General features: G+C 73.4%; 4 protein-coding genes. All 4 read left to right on the forward strand.

Annotation, left to right across the window (positions count from 1 at the left end; translation table 11 throughout):
* The first annotated feature begins 39 nt into the window (after positions 1-39).
* Entirely contained in the window at positions 40-3,735 is a 3,696-nt protein-coding gene (locus ACH4C6_RS05680; protein WP_398107235.1) for an AAWKG family protein, read from the forward strand.
* A gap of 31 nt (positions 3,736-3,766) precedes the next feature.
* Entirely contained in the window at positions 3,767-4,219 is a 453-nt protein-coding gene (locus ACH4C6_RS05685; protein ID WP_398107236.1) for a YbaB/EbfC family nucleoid-associated protein, read from the forward strand.
* Between the two features lie 2 nt (positions 4,220-4,221).
* Positions 4,222-4,599, forward strand: a complete 378-nt coding sequence (locus ACH4C6_RS05690) for a hypothetical protein (RefSeq protein WP_398107237.1) — start codon at positions 4,222-4,224, stop codon at positions 4,597-4,599.
* 81 nt (positions 4,600-4,680) lie between these two features.
* Entirely contained in the window at positions 4,681-22,275 is a 17,595-nt protein-coding gene (locus tag ACH4C6_RS05695) for a hypothetical protein (RefSeq protein ID WP_398107238.1), read from the forward strand.
* The last annotated feature ends 5 nt before the right edge of the window (positions 22,276-22,280 follow it).

Consider the following 22,280-nt stretch of genomic DNA (forward strand, 5'->3'; position numbering starts at 1 on the left):
CCGGCACACAGGACAGGCACCGACCAGAAAGGGCGCCCGGTGGCCGATCGGTACGATCCCAACTCCGTTGCGAACCTGGACAAGTTCGACAACGCCGGTGACCCGTCGTCCGACACCTGGGCCACCCTGGTCACCCACATCACCGGGTACCCCGTGCCGGACCGCGGCACGATCTTCGACACCCTGCGCTCCGACCACGGCGGCAAGCTCTTCCGGATGGACATCAAGGACCGCAGCCTCAGCCTGCTCGTCAAGGACTCCGGCTTCCTGACCAACACCGGCGAGGACTACGACATCTGGTTCTTCGACCGCGGGAAGAAGACCCAGATCAAGCAGGCCCGCATCGTCTTCGAGGGCCGGGTCAAGGCCGGGGACGAGGTGATCTTCGCCTCCCCGGGGTCCGACAACGTGCACGACGCCCAGGTCCGTGAGGGCAACGAGTTCACGGACTACAACAAGGACAAGATGAGCACGATCCCGCTGGCCCGGTACATGAACGGGCCACGGGCGGCGCTGCTCGCCCTGCTGGGCGGCAGCACCCAGGACGCCCGGTTCAGCAACCTGGGCGTCGGCGGCGGCGACGTGGTGGACCTCAATTCGTTCGACACCACCGGCGAGTCCTTCGACTACGCCGCCAAGTTCTTCAAGGACCACGCCGTGGTGCTGAAGGACTGGGAGGACCGCTTCGGCCGGGACGACGCGAGCTGGAAGGGCGAGGCCGCCGAGGTCTTCCGCAGCCTGCTGAAGAAGATCCGCGAGAACTACGACAACTACGTCGAGACCTTCAACGCGAATCCCGGCTCGGGCAGCGGGACCGGCACCGGCAACACGGTCTACTCCCGCGCCCTGTCCCTGGGCCGCACGTATCTGGAGAACGCGGCCGACACCCTGCTGAAGGCGTGGCTGGACTGGGCCAAGTCGCCGTACTACGACCCGCACCAGGTGCTGCGGTACGTCCTGGACGACCTCGCCCAGTGGGTGGACGCCAACAATGTCGCCAAGACCGACATCAAGGTCACCCACTACCGGTACGGCAGCTCCACCTACCACTCCCCGCAGGCCGGCTTCCTCCAGGAGCACCCGGAGTACGGCGACCTCACCGACATCGCCAACTGGGCGAAGGTCGGCGACAAGGCCGTCAGGATCTGGAGCCAGGGCGTCGACGAGTACCTGGGCAAACCCGCGGCCCAGGTGCAGTCCTCTCTCAACAACCACTTCCTCGACCTGGGCAAGGACTTCTCGGAGAACCTGCCCGAGCCGAAGTCGACCACCACCGCGGCCGACGACTACGAGAAGAGGAAGCTGCAGGAGGAGAAGGAGGAGATCGACAAGCAGAACGAGGAGAACCGCAAGAACCAGGACGAGCTGCGCGCCGAGCAGGAGCGCCAGCGCGAGGAGGACCGCCGGTACCAGGAGGAGCTGCGCAAGGAGCAGAACCAGCAGCGCGAGGAGGACAAGAAGTACCAGGACGAACTGCGCGCGGAGCAGAAACGCGAGCAGGACGAGGCCAAGAAGATCCAGGACGAACTCCGCGACGAGCAGAAGCGCGAGCAGGACGAGGCCAGGAAGTACCAGGACGAGCTGCGCGCGGAGCAGAACCAGCAGCGTGACGAGGACAAGAAGTACGCGGACGAACTCCGCGAGGAGCAGAAGCGCGAGCAGGACGAGGCCAGGCGCGAGGCCGAGGAGCAGCGCAAGGCCATGGAGGAGAACCTGGGCGGCCTCAACGACCCGCGGGGCCCGCTGAACGAGCAGGACCTCGGCAGCCTCGACGACCTGCTCGGCCGGAACGTCCCGGTCACCGAGAGCGCCGGCGACCTGAACGGCACGGGCGGCGACGACCGGAGCCCGACCGGCGGCATCCCTCCCGTCACCACGTCCCTGGGCAATCTGGGCGCGCTGAACAACGGCCCGTCCGGCAGGACCGGCAGCGCGGCCGACGACGAGGTCACCCGGAGCCTCGGCAGCCTCGGCGCACTGAACGACGGTCCGGGCGCGTCCCTGCGGACCCCGACCGGCGGCAGCACCCGGCTCGACGACGGCAAGCTCACCACCGGGTTCCCCGACGGCAGCAGCACCTCGTTCGACCCGGACTCCGGGGTGCTCACCACCACCCACCCGGACGGCAGCGTCACCACGGCCGACCTGGGCGACGGCACGAGGGTGACCAACCCCGACGGCTCGGTCACGTCCCTCGGCGACCACGGCAAGCTGACCACGACCTTCCCCGACGGCACCACCCAGAGCGTCGACCCCACCACCGGCCGCACCACCACGACCGCACCGGACGGCACCACCTCGACGACGGACCTGGGCAGCCTCGACGGCCTGAACAGCCGCGACGGGGTGCTCGACACCCCGACCGGAGGCAGCACACAGTTCAAGGGCGGCGATCTGACGACCGACTTCCGCGACGGTGGACGCACGTCCTTCGACCCGGACTCCGGGGTGCTCACCACCACCCACCCGGACGGCAGCGTCACCACGGCCGACCTGGGCGACGGCACGAGGGTGACCAACCCCGACGGCTCGGTCACGTCCCTCGGCGACGACGGCAAGCTGACCACGACCTTCCCCGACGGCACCACCCAGAGCGTCGACCCCACCACCGGCCGCACCACCACGACCGCACCGGACGGCACCACCACCACCGAGGACCTCGGGCAGTGGGGAAGCCTCAACGGCCAGAACCAGCAGGGGAATTCCGGTGACCTGGGTGACCTGGGCGACCTCGGCCGGGACCTGGCGACCGAGTCGATCGGCGACCTGGGCGACCTCGGCGGCCTCCACGCGGACCCGTCCGGCCTGGAGACACCTACCGGCGGCCACACCTCGCTCGAGGACGACGGCGACTTCGCCACCACGTTCCGCGACGGCAGCCAAAGCGTCTTCGACCCGGACAACGGCATGCTCACCACCACCCGGCCGGACGGCTCCAGCACGACCGCCGACCTCACCCACGGTGCCACGGTCACCAACCCGGACGGCTCCCTCACCACCCTGGACAACGGCCGGTTGACCACCACCTTCCCGGACGGCAGCACCCAGGTCATCGACCCGGACACCGGCATCGCCACGGTCACCGACCCGCAGGGCCGCACCGAGACGGTGGACCTGCACGACCTCAACACGCCGTCGGTGCCGGACCGTTCCGACCTCCTCGACGGTGTGGGCGAGCTGAACGGAACCGGTGGCGGCAGCTCCACGGTCACCCGGGACGTTCCGCTGTCCGCACTGGGGCTGGGGGGCGGCAGCGGACCGGCCGCCAGTTCCGCCGCTCCGGGCGGCTTCTCCGCTGCGGGCTCCTTCTCCCCCGACGGCTCCGGGGTGGCTCCGCTGTCGGAGGGCGCCACCGCCCCGCTCGCACCGGCCGCCACCTCCGGCGCCCCGGGCAGCCCCGGCATGCCCGGCAGTCCCGGCATGCCCATGGGCGGCATGGGTGGCATGGGCGCGGGAGGTGAGCGGGGCAACGGCGAACGGGTGCGGGCCGTCCTCGTCGACGCGGCGGAGGAGAGCGAACGGCGCAATCGCCGCCGGCGGAGCCCGTGGAACCGCCAGGAGGACGCCGACACCTTCCTCGCCCCCGCTTCCCGGGTGGCCACCACCGGTGGCGAGTCCCCCGAGGAGGAGGCGGAGCCCGGCCGCAGGCCGGCCACGTCCGCCGACTACCTGGAGGAGGACGCGGACGTGTGGGGCACCGACGAGGGCGGCACACCGGCCGTCATCGGCCGATGAACGGACCCCGCGGAAGAAGGGAGGGGCGAGCGTGACGGAACCGCTGGAGAAGCGCCTGGAACAGGCGATGGCAGAACTCCAGGCCGCCCAGGAGGCGTTGGCCCGCACCGAACGTGAGCTGCGCGAGACGTCGTTCGCGGTGCTCTCCTCCGACCGTGCGGTACGCGCGACGGTCGGGCCGCAGGGTGAGCTGACCGGGCTCGAGTTCCTGGAGAACAAGTACCGCGACATGTCGCCGCAGGAGCTGGCCGCCAGTGTCCTGGAAGCGGCGGGCGCGGCACGCCTGAAGATGAACCGGCATGTCATGAAGGCGATGGCTCCCTTCACGGAGCCCAGCAGCAACGTGCCCGAGCTGAAGGGCTTCGAGGTCGACTGGGAGCGGATCTTCGGCCCCGAGGTGCTGCGCGACGACGAGGAGCCGGCGCGCGGCGGTGAGCAGGGGCCCGCTTGGCGGGACGCACTCGACGAGGACGGGGAGGACTGACGGTGGGACAGCGCTACTACGTGGATCCGCACCGCATCGAGGCCCTGGCCGGGCAGTTGGAGGAGATCGGCTCCCTGGCCCGGAGCATGACCGAGGAGTTCCTCGACGAACTGGCGCCGACGGTCAACTGGCCCGGCACGGAAGGGGAGTTCGCCGAGAAGGCCAGGCCCCAGGAGCAGAAGGAACGCCAGACGACCAAGGACACGATGATGTCCATCCGTGACGCCCTGGTGGGCATCACCGACGCCACGGTCAGCCAGGTGCGGATGATGAAGGACACCCGCGACCGCAACATCGAGGACATCGAGCAGCGCAACAGCCGGATCGAGACCGACGGACTGGGCGGCGACGGGAGCCCGGGCGGGCATGGGCGCCGCTGACACCGGCACCACCGGCCGCTCCCTCGTCCCCGAGGGAGCGGCCACCGCGTGCTGCCCGCGTGACGCCCGGGACGGCCGCCGATGAGCCTCCAGGCGTCACCCGAGGTCAACGCGATGATCTTCATCCTCACCGGGGAGAAGCTCATCGACGCCGACGAGGACCTCGCCTACGACAGCCGCAAGCCCTACTCCGGCCTGGGCCGCAAGATCGACCGGCTCTCGTCCCTGATCGACAAGTCGATCCACGACATCGCCGAGTCCATGCCGGACGACCTGTCCAAGTCGTACGCCAAGGCAATGGGCATGCTCGTCGACGACGGCGGCAAGAACTACCTGCGCGAGTTCGCCGAGCAGCTCGACAAGATCGCCGAGGGCCGGCGCAAGACGTCCATGGACATCATGGAGTCCAAGTGGCAGGTCATCGCCGAGGTCATCCGGCTGCTCATCGAAATCGCCATCTACCTCGCCATGTCCTTCTTCACCGGAGGCGCCTCGGCCAGTCAGATCATGATGGCCAAGCTCCGCAGCCGGTTCATGATCCTCACCACGCTCAGTCATCTGCTCCAGCGGCTGCACCTCGCGCCGTCGCTGACGGAGGCGTTCGCCGAGGCGTTCACCACCTTCGCGGTGCGGCTGGCGATGATGAACTTCGCCCCCAACGGCCGCCGCCCCGGCGGCTTCGACTGGAACGACATCCTCAAGTCGGCCGCGTTCGGCGCCGCCGCGGGCTTCCTCACCAGTGTCTTCGACGACTTCGCGAAGAGCATCGTCAGGAGCTACGACAACAACTTCCTCAAGAACGGCCCCGACCTCGACTTCAAGAACGGCCCCGGCCGGCGCGACGTCCCGGACATCGACACGAGGCCCGCCGCGGGGCCGCACCGCGACCACACCTCCGACGGCCGCCCCGGCCCTGACCCGTCCCCGAACGGGCCGACACCGCACCGCGACACCCTGACGACCTTCCGCGACGATCCGCTCTCCTTCCGGAACAACCCCGGTCTGTGGCGCAACAACCGGCTGCTGCGCCACAACGCCGACCGGCCCGGCGCGCTGGCCGGTCACTACGGCCTCAAGGGAGCCGCCGACTTCCTCGCCGCCGGCTCCGGTGAGGCCCTCGCGGAGATCCTGATCAAGGGGGCGTTCGACGGCGACTGGTCCACGAGCTGGTCCACCTTCGTCGGCGCGGGCATCAGCAGCCAGGTCGAGGCGACCCTCACGGACACGGCGCTCAACAGCGGCGCCGAACTGCGCCACGCCATCGACAAGTTGCGGCTGAGGCCGTCCACAGTGTCCGGCGGCGACGGTGACTCCGGCGACCGGACGTCCGGGGACTCCTCCGGCTCCCCAGGCTCTCGTTCCGGCGACGGGACCGGTGACGGTGACGGGACCGGCCGCACCGGTGACCGGCCGGGCGGCAGCACGGGCGGCGGTTCCACGCTCGCCTCTCCCCCGCCCGGCACCCCGCAGACCACCGGTCCTGGCGGCGTCGCGAACGTCACCTCGCCGTCCGCCGACTTCTCCGGCAGTCAGCCCCCGCCGCCCTACACCGCGGGCCCGCTGCCCGTGACGGCCGCGGAGAACGCGCTGTGGCAGCAGGTGCACACGGGTCCGCCCGAGATCCGCGAGCAGGCTCTGCGCGATCTCGCCACCGCACGCGGTGCGCAGCCCCCGGGCAGCACGGAGATCGGGGTCCGCGACGCGCTGCACAGCGACCTGTCGCAGCGCCCCGAGGTACGGGTGGTGCCCGCGGGGAACAGCCCCGCCGCCCGGATCGACACCGACGAGGTGCGGCGCGCTCTCGACTCCTTCGGCGTACCGGTCACGGTGGAATCGCCCCTGCCCGGCGACACCGCGAGCTCGGCGGACATGTCCGGCGGCACGTCGACCGAAGCCCGACCGGAGACGGCCCCACCTCGGCAGGCCCCAGGTCACGGTGCCGACGACGGCTCTGCCGCCACCGGCTCCCCCGGCGCTACCAGCCCCGGGATCGACTCCCTCGGCCCCGCCGCGCCCGGCACCGGCTCCCTCAGCCCCTCCACACCCGACGCCGGCGCCCCCGCCCCTGTCACACCCGGGACCAGCTCCCTCGGCCCCGCCACGCCCGGCACCGGCTCGGGCAGCCCCGCCGCGCCCGGCACCGGCTCCGGCAGCAGCCCGGTCTCCGGCGCCTCCGGTGCCCGGCCCGGTGGCGTGCCGACGGCGGGCACCTCCGGGGCGCCCTCCTCCCCCGCCCCGTCGCAGGGCAGCCCTGGCACGCCGGACGCCCCGCAGGCGGACGGAGACACCGTCGACAGGCAGGGCGTCCGCGACGAGGCGGACGGCGTCGCCGAGGGCGAGCCCGGCGCTCTCACCGACCCGGTCTCCGACCCGGCGGGAACGACGCCCCGAACCGTCGTCGTATCGGACGGCGCTACCCAGGACAAGCCCGACCTTCTCACCGGCCCGGTCACCGACACGACGGGGAGGGCGCCCCGAACCGTCGCCGTGTCGGACGGCCTTGCCGTGAGCGAGCCCGACGCTCTCACCGACCCAGCCGCCGACCCGACGGGGACGGCTCCCCTCACCGTCGTCGTGTCGGAGTCCCCGCCCCCTGCGCAGGGCTCGCCGGAGGCCGCTGCGCTTCTGGACGGGGCCGGCGCCGACCGTGCCGTCGTCCTCGGGCCGCCTTCGACGCTGGACGGCGCGGGGCGTCCCGTACGCGCCGCCGTCGAGCTGACCCGTGAAGGGCCCGGCCAGCCCGTCGACGTCCGGCCGCTCACCGGCCCGGCTCCGGGGGCGCCGGACGGCACCGGGGGCACGGTGGACGCCGCGTTCCCCGGCTCCGACGTGCTGCTCCCCCTCGCCGACGCCGTCGGCTCGCCCGCCCCCGCCGGTCGCGCCTCCCGGCCCGCCACCGAGAGCGCCGCCGTCGGGAACCCCCCGGCCCCCACGAGCGACACCGGCTCGGCCTTCGACGCGAAACCGTTCAGGACCGAGTCGGCTCCGTCGCCTGCGGACGCGTCGCCCACCGAGATGCCGGCCGAGGTGACGCCCCCGGCGGACAGCGGCCCGACGGAACCGGACGCCGCCTCCCCCACCGCGCCGCCCGCGACCCGGCCCTCCACCCTGTCCCGGCCGTGGGCGGAGCCGGCCACCGAGGTGCACGTCGAGTCGGGCAACTCGCCGGCGCCGCTCGCCGTGTCCCCACCGCAGGGTGGGCTCGTCGTTCGTCCGGTGGACGCCACGGCCGACGCCGGGGCCGGTCCTGCGCGTCGTTCCCCGGCGCGGCCGGTCGTGACGACGCTGACCGGTCACACCGTGCCTGTCGCGCACCTGCGGCGCTGGGTGCCCGAGGCCGCCGCCCAGCCCCGACCCGGCCGGGCGGTACGGACGCTGACCGTCTCGCAGAGCCCGGCCGAGGACGGTACGGCCCACAGTGAGGGCCGTCGGACGCTGCTCGGGCAGGACACGTACCGCGGGGTGCGCACGGTGTCCGCTCCCGCCACCGTCGACGGGGCGTCCGCGCCGCCCAGGACCGTCTTCACCGGGCCGCCCGCCGCCCTGCCCGGCTCCGGTACCGAGGCCGGCGCCGACTACGTCGTCGCGCACGGCACCCCCCGAACCGTCACGCTCGGCACCGACGACACCGCGCACCCCGGCGTGAAGGTGAGCGGGGTGCAGTTCGGCGAGGTCCTGAAGTCGTGGTCCGAGGACGGTGCTCCGGACCGGCCGATCGTGCTGTTCTCCTGCGAGACCGGGCGGCAGCCCGCGGTGGCGGGCCTGCCGGTCGCCCAGCACGTAGCGAACCGCACCGGGCGGCCGGTGTTCGCACCGACCACCGAGGTGGGAACGGCCCGGGACCGCGACGGCAACGTCCGGGCGGTGCTCACCGAAGGGCCGGACGGCCCCGGCCGCTGGCGGCTGTTCACCCCGGAGCCCGGTGGCGCCGACCTCGACGACCTGGCGCGCATCGCCGGTCTGCACGCCGGTCCGGAACCGGCCGACGCCTTCACCCGCGCGCGCACCCTCCAGCAGATCCGCACCCTGCGCGACACCCTCGGCACCGACGCCGAACAGCGGCCGGAGAAGCACGCGTTGCTCGCCGGGCTCGCCCTGGTCGACAACCTGCGCTGGCTGAGTCCGAGCACCGCGGCCCGCTACGGCGACGGCCGGATGACCCCGGACCTGCTGCGCCGGATGGTCACCGACTGGAGCGACCCGGCGGGCAGCGATGCCGGTGCGGCGAGCGACCCCGCCCCGGAGCAGTACACGCGGTTCCTGCGTGCCGCCGCCGGTCTGCGCTCCGCCGGGGGCGTCGACGCCACGCTGGAGACCCTGCTGCCCCCGCCGCCGCCCGCGCTCCCCCCGACCGCCATGGTCTCGCCGTCGGACGTGCGCGGACTGACGTACGCACCCTCCGCGCAGATCACCTGGTCGCTGTCCGACACCCCGTTGCCGCTGGCCGAGTTGGCCCTCAGCCCCGAGGACAGCGCGGAGCTGGCCCGCCGCAGGCCCGATCTGGTCCCGGAGCCGAGCCGGCCGGGAAGTCCCGCCGAGGATCCGGCCCTGTTCAGCACGAGCGGCACCGCTCCCGCCGGCGTGGAGACGGTGCACGCGGACGGACACGCCTTCACGCGGCTGGACACCCCGGGTGGGGGCGACTGCCTGTTCCGGGCGCTCCTCGACAGCGCCCGCAGCCGGCCGGTGCCCCCGGCGTGGGCCGCGCGCAACGTCGCCGGTCTGCGCGGACTGCTGCGCGACCGGATCCGGGGCACCGAACTGGGTACCGCGGCGGCGACGGCGTTCCCGGACCCCGTCTACTCCGTCGTGGACGACCTGCGGGTGCGCGCCCTCGCCGGAGCCCGCGACGCCGGGGAGAGCGCCCGCATCACCGACGAGTGGAACCGGATCGCACGGGCCGTCGTCACCGACGGCGACCCCGAGCGGTGGCGGCAACTCCTGCGCGACAGCGACTACCCGCACCTCGCCGACGTGGCCCCCACGCCCGCCGAGGCGCGCCGGATCGGCTCGGGTGCCCTGGTCGCCGCGGCCGCCGAGCGGCCCGGCCTGTGGGCGTCCCCCTTCGCCGACCTGCTCCCGGAGGCCCTGGCGCACACCCTGGACCTGGACCTGCGGCTCGTACGGCCGCATCCGCAGGGGTCCGCCGGTTCGCTCGTCACCTCGCTGCACCCGGGAGGCCGGAGCGGCACCCTGCACCTCGCGTACAACGGCACCGACCACTACGACGCCCTGGTCCCGGAGCCCGCCCCGCTCACCCCCCGTCCGGACCCGGTCGGCACGCGGGACACCCAGGCCGAGGACCCCGTCACCTCCGCTCCTCCCGCACGGGACGCGGCCGTCGAGGACACGGCCGTCGAGGACACGGCCGTCGAGGACGCGACCGGACAGGACACCACCGCTCAGGACGCGGAAGGCGGCCCGGAGTCCGAGAACCCCGACCGGGGTGACGTCGTGCCGCTGGAGACGCAACTCGAGAGGTACCGGCCGGCACGCCTGCTGACCGGCCAGGACGTCACCGTGCCCGGACCGGCGCCGCGCACCGTCACCTTCGCGGACGGCAGCCGGCTGCCCACGGTCCTGATCCACCCCGACGGCGACCCCGGAGGCGGGACCCCGGGCGACCGGGCGTCGCGCGCTCTCCCGGGCGGCCTGTTCACCGGCCCCGGCGTCGTCACCCTGCGCTCGCCCGAGTCGGTGGCCCGGGAGATCCTGGACGGACTGCCGGGGCGCCTGCGGTCCCAGTTCGACGGGGCGGAGCTGCTGAGGATGCTGACCGACCACCCGGGCGCCTTCACCGCTCCGCGCGGTGCGCGGTTCGTGGGCCGGGAGAAGTCCGGCGTCGGGCACGAGATGACGGTCGAGGCCGTCCCGTACCACCGCTGGGAGCGTTTCGCCGACGTCGACGGCGGCACCACGCGCGTCGACACCATGCGGCGCGGCCAGGCGGGCACCGCCGGTGGGCGCAGTGTCGGTGTCGGGCGGCGGATCGCGGGCGGGGTGAGCATGGGTCCCCCGCTGAACTGGCTGCTGAAGATCGGTGTCTCCCTGGGCTGGACCCGCAGAACGGACTACGCCCAGGGCACGCAGGCGTACAACCAGACCGAGTGGCGCGCGCACGAGGGCTCGCACCTGCACCTGGACGACGTGTACTACCGGGTGCGGGTGGAGCGGGTCACCGAGGCGCCGAAGGCCGACGGACCGGTGGGCGGAGGCAGCCGGTCCGCGGAGTCCGCCCCGGCCGCCGACCCGGCCCCCGTGCGGCCGGCCTGGCGGCGCACCGAGGTGCACGCGGCGCACTTCGCCGTGCGGGACGGTCTCGGCTGGCGACTGCCGGACGACCTCACCGTGCCGTTCCAGGGCCCTCGGCGCGCGCCCCGCACCCTCACCTTCCCCGACGGGACGGAGCCGCGGGTCACCGATGTCACCGGTCTGCACCTGGTCGACCCGCCGGAGGACGTGGCGCTGGCCGTCTCCGGTGCGCGGCCCGGGAGTTCGGCGCACCGCACGCTGGTGTCGTACGTCCGGCCGACGCGGCTGCTCGGCCTGTTCGGACGGATGACGGGCGCGGTCGCCGGGCCCGAACTGACCCGCGGCAGCGGCCGGTACCCGCTGGGGCACCTGGTCGTGGAACGGTCGGTGCCGCACCGGGCCACTCTGGTCACCGAGTCCGTCAAGGCGGAGGTGCGCGACCTCACCCAGACCACCTACCAGAACGAACGCGGTCACGTCCGGGACACCCGCTTCGGCGTCCAGGTCACCGCCGGGCCCAACCACACCCTCGTCGGCCCGGAGACGGACGTGCGCCTCCAGGGCGGTCCGCTGGTCCGCGCCGACCTCACCAGCGGGCGCGGTCACCACCTCGGTGCCGACGCGGCACGCAAGACCACCGGCCGGATCCGCAACCACCCGATGGCCCTGTACCGGGTCGAGCGCACGCTGATGGTGCGCAGGCCCGGGGAACCGGCGTCCGCGGCCCGTCCGGTGCGGGTGGTCAGTCTCGACTGGATGTCCACGCAGGACGCGCGCCGGCTGGCGGGCTGGGACAGCCGGACGCCCGGCCGGACGGGACCCGACCCCGACGCCGAACCACCGGTGCCCTGGTACCTCACCCGGGAGGACCCGGTCCACCTCGGAGGCCAGGTCCGGGCCGAGGGCTTCCGCCCCGACCGCCCGCGGCACGACCGCCTCCAGGACGCCCCGTCCCGCCCGCAGGAGCCGTCGCCCGACGCCGCACGGCAGTCCGCCCCGCAGGACCCGCTGCGGGTCTTCACCGACGCCGTGCTCGACACCCTGCACCACTCCTACCCGTCGCTGTTCGTCCCGCCGCTGATGCTGCGCCACCCGCGGCTGGCCAGGTTCTGGTACGGCGACGGGCGCCTTCGGACCGCTTCGCACAACGACCGCCAGGTGCGGGAGGCCCTCAACCGGCCGAGCCTGGCGCAGAGTCTGGACGAGCTGACCACCACCGGGGTGCCGGTCACCCTCACCGAGGACGGGAAGGTCGAGCGCGGCCACCACACGCTCGTCCTCAGGGCGCGGCTGGCCGACCGGCGGTTCGAGACCACCATGAGCGAGCGATCGCTGCGCAACGCGGTGGTCGGCACCGAGATCTCCGGGCAGGGGCAGCAGGCGTCCGTCACGCTCTCCGGCGGTGTCGAGCTGGGCATCTCGCCGCGCGACCACGACAAGGTGCCCGAGGCGGGGCTGCCGCGCCGGACCGGGAACGTGACCCTCGGGGCCCGCTACGCCACGACCGACCAGAAGGCCACCCGCACCACGGCCGCGGTCACCCACGACCACCTCACGTTCCACAACGGCGCCGACCTCTACAGCTACCGGGTCGAGCTGGGCGCCACCTTCGAAGGGCACCGCCGCCCGCGGGGCTGGGCGCGGCTCGCCTCGTTCGGCATCCTGGGCGCGGGCGTCTTCGTCAGCAGGGTCGCCGAACGGCCGCTGTTCGCCCGGGGATCCGAGACCGTGGGCCGGGTGGAACTGGCCGTGCCCGCCGCACACGGCTCCGTCCGGTACGGCCCCGCGGACCCACCGCCCGGCCGGCCCGCAGCCCCCGCAGCCGTCGCTCCCGCGCAGCGGCTGCCCGCCACCGAGGCCGACCAGCTCCTCGACGGCACCCGTCCGCTGCACCGGGCCGACCCGGCCGACCGGCGACTCACCGAGCGGCTGCTGAGCGCGCCGCACGTGGTGCTCGGAACCGAGGGCGGTCCCCGGCGCCAGCAGCTCGTGCAGGACGTCGCGGACCAGGCCTCCGGCTCGTCCTGGCACGTCGGCGCACCCGGGGCCCCGGTCCGGACCGCTCTGCGCCGGGCCGTGGCGAACCTCTCGGTGGCGAGTCAACTCGGCCAGTATCTAGGGCCGTTCGGCTCGCGCATCACCGGACTCACCGGCGCGGGACCGCTCCAGACCCACTACCTCAAGGCCGCGATCCGGGGCGAGTTGTCCAACCTGCGCGTCAGGAGCGACCCCAAGCCGGCCAGCCTGGAAGCCACCATCGGCAACGAGCGCCGGGTCGTCGGCACCGCCGGCAGCGTCTCGCACGCCACGCTCGGCGTGCAGGGCGCCCACATGCCGCTCCAGCAGGCCCCCGGGCAGGCGGCGGTGACGGGCACCTACTCGACCGCCCTGCAGTACGCCTGGGGCCGGGGGCGCAGCATCGCGCAGACCCTCACACGAGGCCGCAACACCACCCTCACCTTCGCAGGGCGCATGTATCTGGTGGTCGCCGACGCCGCCGAGACCGTCGCGGTCCGGGACCGCTGGACGGCCGCGATGGGCCTGGCGGGCACCCGCGCCGGGACCCGGATCAGCGCGGCGGCCGGGCGCCTGTCGGAACACCTGGGCCGCCGCCTCGCCCCCCGGCGGGCCGCCGCAGCGCTGCACCGCATCCGCGACGCGGTGATGTTCCACCTGCCCATGCAGGACGCCATCGAGACCGGGCTCGCCCCGGACGGCCTGGGCACCGCCACCCCGCGCAACCTCGGCGGCGGCTACCGGGTGCCCGGCTTCCTGCGCGGTCGGCGTTTCCCCACCCACCCCAGCGGCCGGCTCGACGCGAGCCGTGCCGCGCGGCACCTGCTGGGGCAACTGGAGACGATCGGGGTGCCCTCGCACGACCGCGAGCAGGTCCTTCAGCGCCTCTCTCCCGACTTCCTGCGCGCCCACCTGCACGAGCTGACCACCGACGGGATGACCCTGCCGGTGCGTCACCGCGTCATGACGCGCCCCCACCACCTGGCCGTCGGCGGCAGCCCGGCCGTCCTCCACTTCCGGCTGACCCCGGTCACCACCACGGTGGAGAGACTGCGCACCGGCTTCGAGCTGGAGGACTACCGCACCATCGCCCGCGACGACGCCGTCGCCTCGTCGCAGGACCGCGGTGCCGACACGACCCTCGGGGTCAGCGAGCGTGCGGCGGCCGGCAGCGGCGGTGTCCTCACCGCGAGCCCCGCGCTCCAGGGCACCGCCGCCAAGCAGCGCTCCAGCACCCGGACCGAGACGCACGGCAGCACCGCGATGCCGAACATCGCCACCACCCAGGCGCACGCCGAGATCGTCACCAGCTATGTGCTGACCGTCTCCATGACCGACACGACCGGCGCGCCGCTCGCGCCCCGGACCGCGGCCTCGGTCGGCACCCTCAACGAGATGCTCCCGGTCTCGCTGCTCACCCCGGACGGCGACGGCTCGGACGGTGCGGTGACCGAGCAGGAGGTGCCCGAGCCGGAGCGGGCGGTGCGGATGCTGACGGCCGAGCAGGCCCGTCCCGAGGGCATCGCCGCGTGGCGCACGTCCGGTGACGGCACCGGCGAGTCGGACGTCCTGCCCTTCGACGACCGGATCGGCTCCGGGATCCTCGCCGTGGACATCGTCGGCGCGGCCAACGTCCAGGACGGCCTGACCCTCGCCACCGCCCGGGCGGACGGTCTCGGCGACGGCGACCTGGGCCGGCGGCACAGCGGCCGCGTCCTCGCCGAGCGGGTGCGCATGGCCCGTCTCACCCCGCTCACCGGCCTCGGTACGGCCCCCGCCCAGGCGCAGCTGGAAGCCACGTCCCAGGGCGGCCTGACCGCCGGGTTCCGCGAGGCGCTCGGCCCGGACGGCTCGGTCCTGCCCACCCAGTCCTCGGCCCGCCTCTTCGGGCAGTCCCACACCGCCGACTCGCGCCTCCACGCGAAGATGCACCGCACCGGGGCACGCCTGCTCGCGGTCGAGAACAAGCCGCGCATGGAGGCGATGCAGCGCAGGAAGACCTCCGACGCGCTGGAGTCCGGCATCACCGACAACGTCGAGGGCACGGTGGGCACGTCGCCCCTGGCGGGCAACAGCAACGCCGGCGTGACCAACCCCGGCGCCACGGTCCCGATCGGCGGCGCCAACGACAGCACGGCCCTCAAGGGCACCGTGGACACGACGCTCGGCACCCACCTCAAGGTCGTCACCGAGCGCAGCATGCTCTTCGCGCTGCCGGTGAGCTGGCTGTCGGTCAGCGAGGTGCACCACCACGTCGGCGACAGCCGGGCCCTGCACGCCCTCGGCAAGGCCCGGCGCGGGCCGCGCGCCGCGGAGGCCCGGACGACCGCCCTGGTCTGGCTGCGCGAGGACATCGCCCGGGACTACGGCCTCCTCGACGACACCACCTTCCCCGGCGAGGTGGGCGCCGCCTGGGACGACCTGGCGAAGGCCACGGCCGACCTCGCCACCGCCGAGCAGCGCTACTACGACGCCCGGGCACGGGCCCGCGACACCTGGCTCGACCTGACACCCCGGGAACAGCAGGAGACCGTCGCCGGGGAGCCGGGACCACCGCCCTCGTCAGCGGCCGTCGCCGCGTGGCAGGCGGCGCGCGCGGAGGTCCGGCTGTGGGAGCAGCGCACCGACGCCGCCGCCGCGGAGCACCACCGTCTGCACGGGGCCGCCTCCCGCCTCACCGCCCATCACCGCGACCCGTCCGCCGTCCCCGCCCCGGACCCCCGGCAGCCGTACGCCCCGCCCGCGTGGCGCTCCGAGGCGCCCGAGCCGTACACCGTCACCGACGCCACCGGCTCCGGCCCGCGCACGCTCACCTCGCCCGACGGCGCCACGGTGCGCGAGATCCACGACGTGCCGCACGACGGCGCCTCGTTCTTCCACGCCCTGCTCGCCGTCGCCCGGGACCGGGGGCGGCTGCCCCACCTGCTCGGCACCGACCTGGCCGGCCGCTTCACGGCGGCTCCCGGCGATCCCGGGGTCACCGCCGAGGCCGTCGGCACCGCCCGCGACCGTCTGGCCTGGGCACTGGGCGAGGACGGCAACGCCGACCTGCTCGACTCGCTCGCCCTGGACACGGCCGACACGTTCACCCAGGAGGAACTCGACGCCGCGGGCGTGCGGTTCACCCCGGCCCAGCAAGCGGAGTTCGATGCCTTCGGACGGCTGCCGCAGACCTTCTGGCCGAGCCCCGGCCAGCGGGTGGCACTGGCCGTGGCAGCCCTGGCCCGGCCGTTCGCGAGCGAACCGCTCCGCGAAGCGGCGGCAGACCCGGACGACGACCGGGCCGCGCCCGGGCGTCGCGCCGGGGACCACGGCGGCGCCGACCTGCTGCCCGCCCTCGCCGCCCGGACCCTGGGCGTCCCGCTGACCGTGGTCACCGGGGAGGGCCGCAGCCAGCTCTTCCTCCCGCACGGCGGTGACCCGGCCGCCGTGCGGCCGGCCACCGACCCCGTCCTCTTCACCGCCGGCGGCTTCTTCCACGCCGCGCTCCCGCCGGGCACCCCGCCCCCTCCGGCCGCTTCTCTTCCGCGGCCCACCGACCCCACGGCGGCCGGGCAGGCCGGAACCCTCGGCACGCCGTCCGCGCACCGCAGTGGCACGCCCGGCCGGCAGCAGGCCCCGCGTCCGAGCCACACCTCACCGCCCTGGTCGCCGCCGACCGGTGGCACGGGCCCGCGGTACCGCCTCGACCGGAACGGCGTCCTCACCGCACCCGACGGCGCCACCTACACCCAGGGCACCCCGACCGGCCGCGGGAACGCATTCTTCGGCGCGTTGTCCACGGCCCTGCGCCAAGCGGCCGCACAGCCCGGACTGCACCACCGTGAGGCGGCGCGCCTGCGCACCCGCGCCGGGCTCACGCCGGCACAGCTGATGCGGCTGAACGGCCTCCCGGGGACGGCCGCCGAGCGCGACGCCCTCTTCTCGCCCCCTCCCCTCCGCAGGCGACCGGGGGCGCCCGAGCCGAGCCAAGAGGCTCTCGAGGGGCACCTGCGCCGTCATCTCGCGGACGCTCCCTGGGGCCCGGAGGCCGATCGCGCGGTGGCCGAGTGGGCCGCTGCCGCGACGGGCACCACGGTCACCCTGATCGAGGAGAACGGCACCGCGCACACCTACGCGGGACCTGCCGCCGACGGCCCCCATCTGCGGCTGCGCCGCCGGGGCGGCGACTTCGTCCCGCTCCTGCCCCAGCAGGACGAGGCGTACGAGCTGAGCACGCTGTCGGGCGACGACACCGGCACGGGCACGCAGCCCGCGGCCCCGCAGCCGGTCCTGCGCACCTTCAAGCTGGGCACCTACGAGTTCACCAACCTCAACCAGACGGACGACTACCTCGACAAGGCCGTCCGGATCATCGAACTGCTCGACGAACACCCCACCATCAAGGACTACGTGGGCGGTCGCACGGTCCGTATCACCCTGCATCTGCGGACCACCGAGACACCCGCCGACGTCATCGACCGCGGCGACGACGGCGTCGACATCGCCCTCGCCAGCTACTACTTCGAGAAGTACGACACCGGCTACATCATGGGCATGCTCGCCCACGAGATCGGCCTGCACCCCCTCGCCTCCCGCGACACCGCCATCCCCGACGAGGAGGCCATGTTCCAGGGCGTCCCCCTCACCGTCCCCGGACTGAGCGACCTGAAGAACCCGCGCATCATGAACACCGAGGGCGCCGGCCAGGCCGACCACATCATGGCCGCCTTCCCCAGCAGCACCCGGCACCGCATCTACCGCGACATCGTCGTCGACATGGCCCGGATCCTCGCGCACCGGGCCCGGGTGGGCGTCCCGGGAGCGAAGACCCAGGACGTCACCGACCTGTTCGACACCTACCTGATGGACGTCGCCTCCATCGCCGTCACCGGCGACCACCGGCTGAACGCGGTCAAGGAACCCAACTACACGGCCAGGGTGTACAACGCCTACAAGGAGCTGCTCGCCGCGCAGCTCGGTGAGAACACCGCGCTGCGGAACCTGCTGCCGTCGAACAAGACCCTGTTCGGCGTCGCGAGGTCGTTCACCCAGCTGGCCACCAGTATCGCGACCAACAACCGCGGCGACAGCATCCAGCGGCCCGCCGCCCCGGCACAGACCGCCACCGCCTCCGGCGTCACCGGCAGTCCCGGCCCGGGCCCCGGCTCCAGCTCCGAGGAGGCGCGCCCCCGACTGCCCGAGAGCCGCCCCGAGACGGCGCCGCCGTCACCCGTGCCGGGCACTCCGGGGCCGCGGGGCACCGTCGACCGCCGCCCCCGGTTCGTGGTCCGCTCGGGCTTCGACGCACGCCGGTTCCGGTACGGCGGTGAGCCGGTCACCGACCTGACCGTCCGCGTCGCCCTGCGCGGCACGGACGAGCAGACCGCCCGCGTGTTCGCCCGACTCAGTGGCGGGGTCGAGGAGTTCCTCAACGCGCCCGCCTACCGCCTCCCCTACGGCGACCGGCTGCACGTCACCGTGGAACTCGTCGGCGCCACCGACACGGACGGCGGCGCCCCGCACCTGACCGTGGACCTGACGGGCCGCGACCGGGCCATGGACCAGGTCTCCTGGTGGGCCGACGCCGCCCCGGTGCAGCTGGTGCACGAACTCACGCACCAACTCGGCCTGCGCGACGAGTACCGCGACGCCGGCACCCCGCACCGCCCCCACGTCCTCGGCAGCCTGCTCGGCGGTCTCGACGAGGCTCCCGAGGACACCTCACTCGCGCCGGCGGGCCTGCGCGACCGGCACCTGGCCCTCCTCGGCGCCCTCGTCGGCGAGCTGACCCCGCCACCGCTCCCGCACGACGGTGCGCACGACGGCCACGACTGGACGGCGGCCCGGAGCGCCGCCGTCCCCGAACCCCGCACATCCGTCTGGGTCGACCCGGTCTCGCTGCCCCGGCCGGCCGACGGCACCGCACACGCCGATGTCGCCGCCCCCATGCCGCAGGACGCGGCCGCGACGCCGGATGCGCCCGCGCCGGTGCCCTTCAAGCTGGGCACCTACGAGTTCACCAACCTCAACCAGACGGACGACTACCTCGACAAGGCCGTCCGGATCATCGAACTGCTCGACGAACACCCCACCATCAAGAACTACACGGGCGACCGAACCGTCCGCATCACCCTGCATCTGCGGACCACCGAGACACCCGCCGACGTCATCGACCGCGGCGACGACGGCGTCGACATCAACCTCGCCAGCTACTACTTCGAGAAGTACGACACCGGCTACATCATGGGCATGCTCGCCCACGAGATCGGCCTGCACCCCCTCGCCTCCCGCGACACCCGCATCCCCGAGGAGGAGGATCTCTACCGCGGCATGCCCCTGCCTGTCCCGGGGCTGGAGTCGCTGAAGACCCCCCGGTTCATGAACACCGAGGGCGCCGGCCAGGAGGACCACGTGATGGCCGCCTTCCCGCACACCGTCCGCCACGGGATCTACCGCGACATCGTCGTCGAGATGGCCCAGGTCCTGGCCCACCGCGCGCAGGTGGGCGTGCCGGGAGCGAAGGCGAAGGACGTCACCGACCTGGTCGACACGTATCTCATGGATCTGGCCTCCATCGCGGTGACGAACGACCACCGGGCGAAGGCGATCCTGGATCCCGCCTACACGGCCCGCGTCTACAACGCGTACAAGGAGCAGTTGCTCCAGCGCCTCCCGCAGGACAGCCCCGTCCGGGCCCTGCTGCCCGCCGACAAGGGCAGGTTCGGCGTGCTCGGTGACTTCGCCCAACTGGCCACCGCCGTCGGCACCAACAACCGCGGTGACAGCATCCAGCGACCCGCGCAGCACAGTCACACCCCGGCTCCTCCGGGTGAGGCCCGCCCCCGGCTGCCCCGAGCGGGCGACGAGGCGGCAGCGGCCGTCCCACCGCGTATGCCGCAGTCCGCGGACTCCGCACCCCCGGCTCCGGAACCGGTGTTCGCGCCGTTCACGTCGGGCAACTTCGAGTTCACCAACCTCAAGCACACGGACGAGAGGTACCGCGACAAGGCGATCCGCATCATCGATCTGCTCCGCCGGCACGCCACGATCCGGGACTACGTGGGCGGTCGCACGGTCCGCATCACCCTGCATCTGCGCACCACCGAGACACCCGCCGACGTCATCGACCGCGGCGACGACGGCGTCGACATCAACCTCGCCAGCTACTACTTCGAGAAGTATGACACCGGCTACATCATGGGCATGCTCGCCCACGAGATCGGCCTGCACCCCCTCGCCTCCCGCGACACCGCCATCCCCGACGAGGAGGCCATGTTCCAGGGCGTCCCCCTCACCGTCCCCGGACTGAGCGACCTGAAGAACCCGCGCACCATGAACACCGAAGGCGCGGGCCAGGCCGACCACATCATGGCCGCCTTCCCCAGCAGCACCCGGCACCGCATCTACCGCGACATCGTCGTCGACATGGCCCGGATCCTCGACGAGGACGCACGGGCCGGCGAGGAGGGCGCCAGGAGCAAGGACGTCACGGACCTCGTCGACACCTACCTGATGGACCTCGCCACGATCGCCGTCACGAACGACCGGCGCAAGGACGCGGCGTGGGAACCCCGTTACACGGCGAAGGTCTACAACGCCTACAAGGAGCAGTTCGCCGCGCGGCTGGCGCCCGACAGTCCCGTGCGACGGCTGCTGCCCCCGGACAAGAGCTGGTACAACGTCACCAACAACTTCCTCGGACTCGGGGCCAGCTTCGCCTTCAACAACCAGGGCGACAGCATCCAGGCCCGGCCCTCGGAACCGGGCGGCGGCACCACGGGCGAGGCCCGGCCCGGACTGCCCGCCGCGGGCGGCACCGCGCCGCGACCGCACCGGGCGCCCGCATCGCAGCCGGCCCAGACACCTCTCGACCACCGCCCCCGGTTCGTCGTCCGCTCGGGTTTCGACGCACGGCGCTTCACCTACGACGGCGAGCCGGTCACCGACCTGACGGTCCGCGTCGCCCTGCGCGGCACCCACGAGCAGAGGGCACGCGTCCTCGACCGGCTCCAGTGGGGTGTGCACCACCTCCTCAACTCGCCCGGCCATCTGCTCCCGAACGGCGACCGGCTGCACGTCACGGTGGAACACGTCGATCCGGCCGCACCGGGCGCCGAAGCCCCTCACCTGACGGTCGAACTGACCGGCCGCGACCGGGCCATGGACCAGAACACCTGGTGGACGGACGCCGAACCCGCGCAGCTGGTGCACGAACTCAGCCACCAGCTCGGCCTGCGCGACGAGTACCGCGACGACGGCACCCCGCACCGCCCCCACGTGCCCGGCAGCCTCCTCGGCGCACTGGACGAGGACCCCGAGGACGCCTCTCTTTCTGCCGCCGGTCTCCGGAGCCGGCATCTGGCCCTGTTGCAGGCGCAGGTCGGTGACGTGACGCCGCGGTCCCCGCAGGGCGCGCAGGGCGCCGAACCGACGTGGGCGGAGGCGCGCACCGGCACCCCGCCGGTGCCGCGCACCTCCGTCTGGGTCGACCCGGTGTCCCTGCCCGCGGCGGAGGCCACCGCCGACGGCACACACCCCACCGAGGTCCCGGCCCTCATGCCGCGCAGCGCGGACCGGGCACCGGCCGCCGCGCAGGCGCCCACGCCGTTCAGGTCGGGGAACTTCGAGTTCACCAACCTCAAGCACACGAACGAGAGGTACCGCGACAAGGCGGTCAGGATCATCGAGTTGCTCGGCGATCACCCGGTGATCCGGTCCTACGTCGGCGACCGCCCCGTGCGGATCACCCTGCACCTGCGCACGACCGAGACCCCGGCCGACGTCCGTGACCTGGGCGCCGAAGGCGTGCAGATCAACCTCGCCAGCTACTACTTCGAGAAGTACGACATCGGTTACATCATGGGCATGCTGGCCCACGAGATCGGCCTGCACCCCCTGGCCTCCCGCGACACCGGCATCCCCGACGAGGAGTCGATGTTCCAGGACATTCCGCTGCCGGTGCCGGGCCTTGCGGATCTGGCCGAGCCGCGCACGATGAGCACCCGGGGCGCCGGGCAGGCCGACCACATCATGGCGGCCTTCCCCAGCAGTACGAGGCACCGGATCTACCGCGAGATCGTCGTCGGGATGGCCGGGATCCTCGCGCGGCAGGCGCAGGCGGGGGAAGAGGGGGCGAGAGCCGCGGACGTCACCGATCTGTTCGACTGCTACCTGATGGACCTCGCGTCCATCGCGATCACGAACGACTACCGCATGAACGCGGCGAAGGAGCCCACCTACACGGCGAAGGTCTACAACGCCTACAAGGACCTGCTCCGTGCGAGCCTTGCGGACCAGGCAGCCCTCCAGGCACTCCTGCCGACGGACAAGAGCTTCTTCGGGGTGATCAACGACTTCCGCCGGATCGGCACATACCTGGCGATCAACAACCGCGGCGACAGCATCCAGCCGGCCCAGGGCACCTGAGCGAG

It is taken from the genome of Streptomyces sp. NPDC017943, from assembly GCF_044328425.1.
Lineage (GTDB): Bacteria > Actinomycetota > Actinomycetes > Streptomycetales > Streptomycetaceae > Streptomyces > Streptomyces djakartensis_A.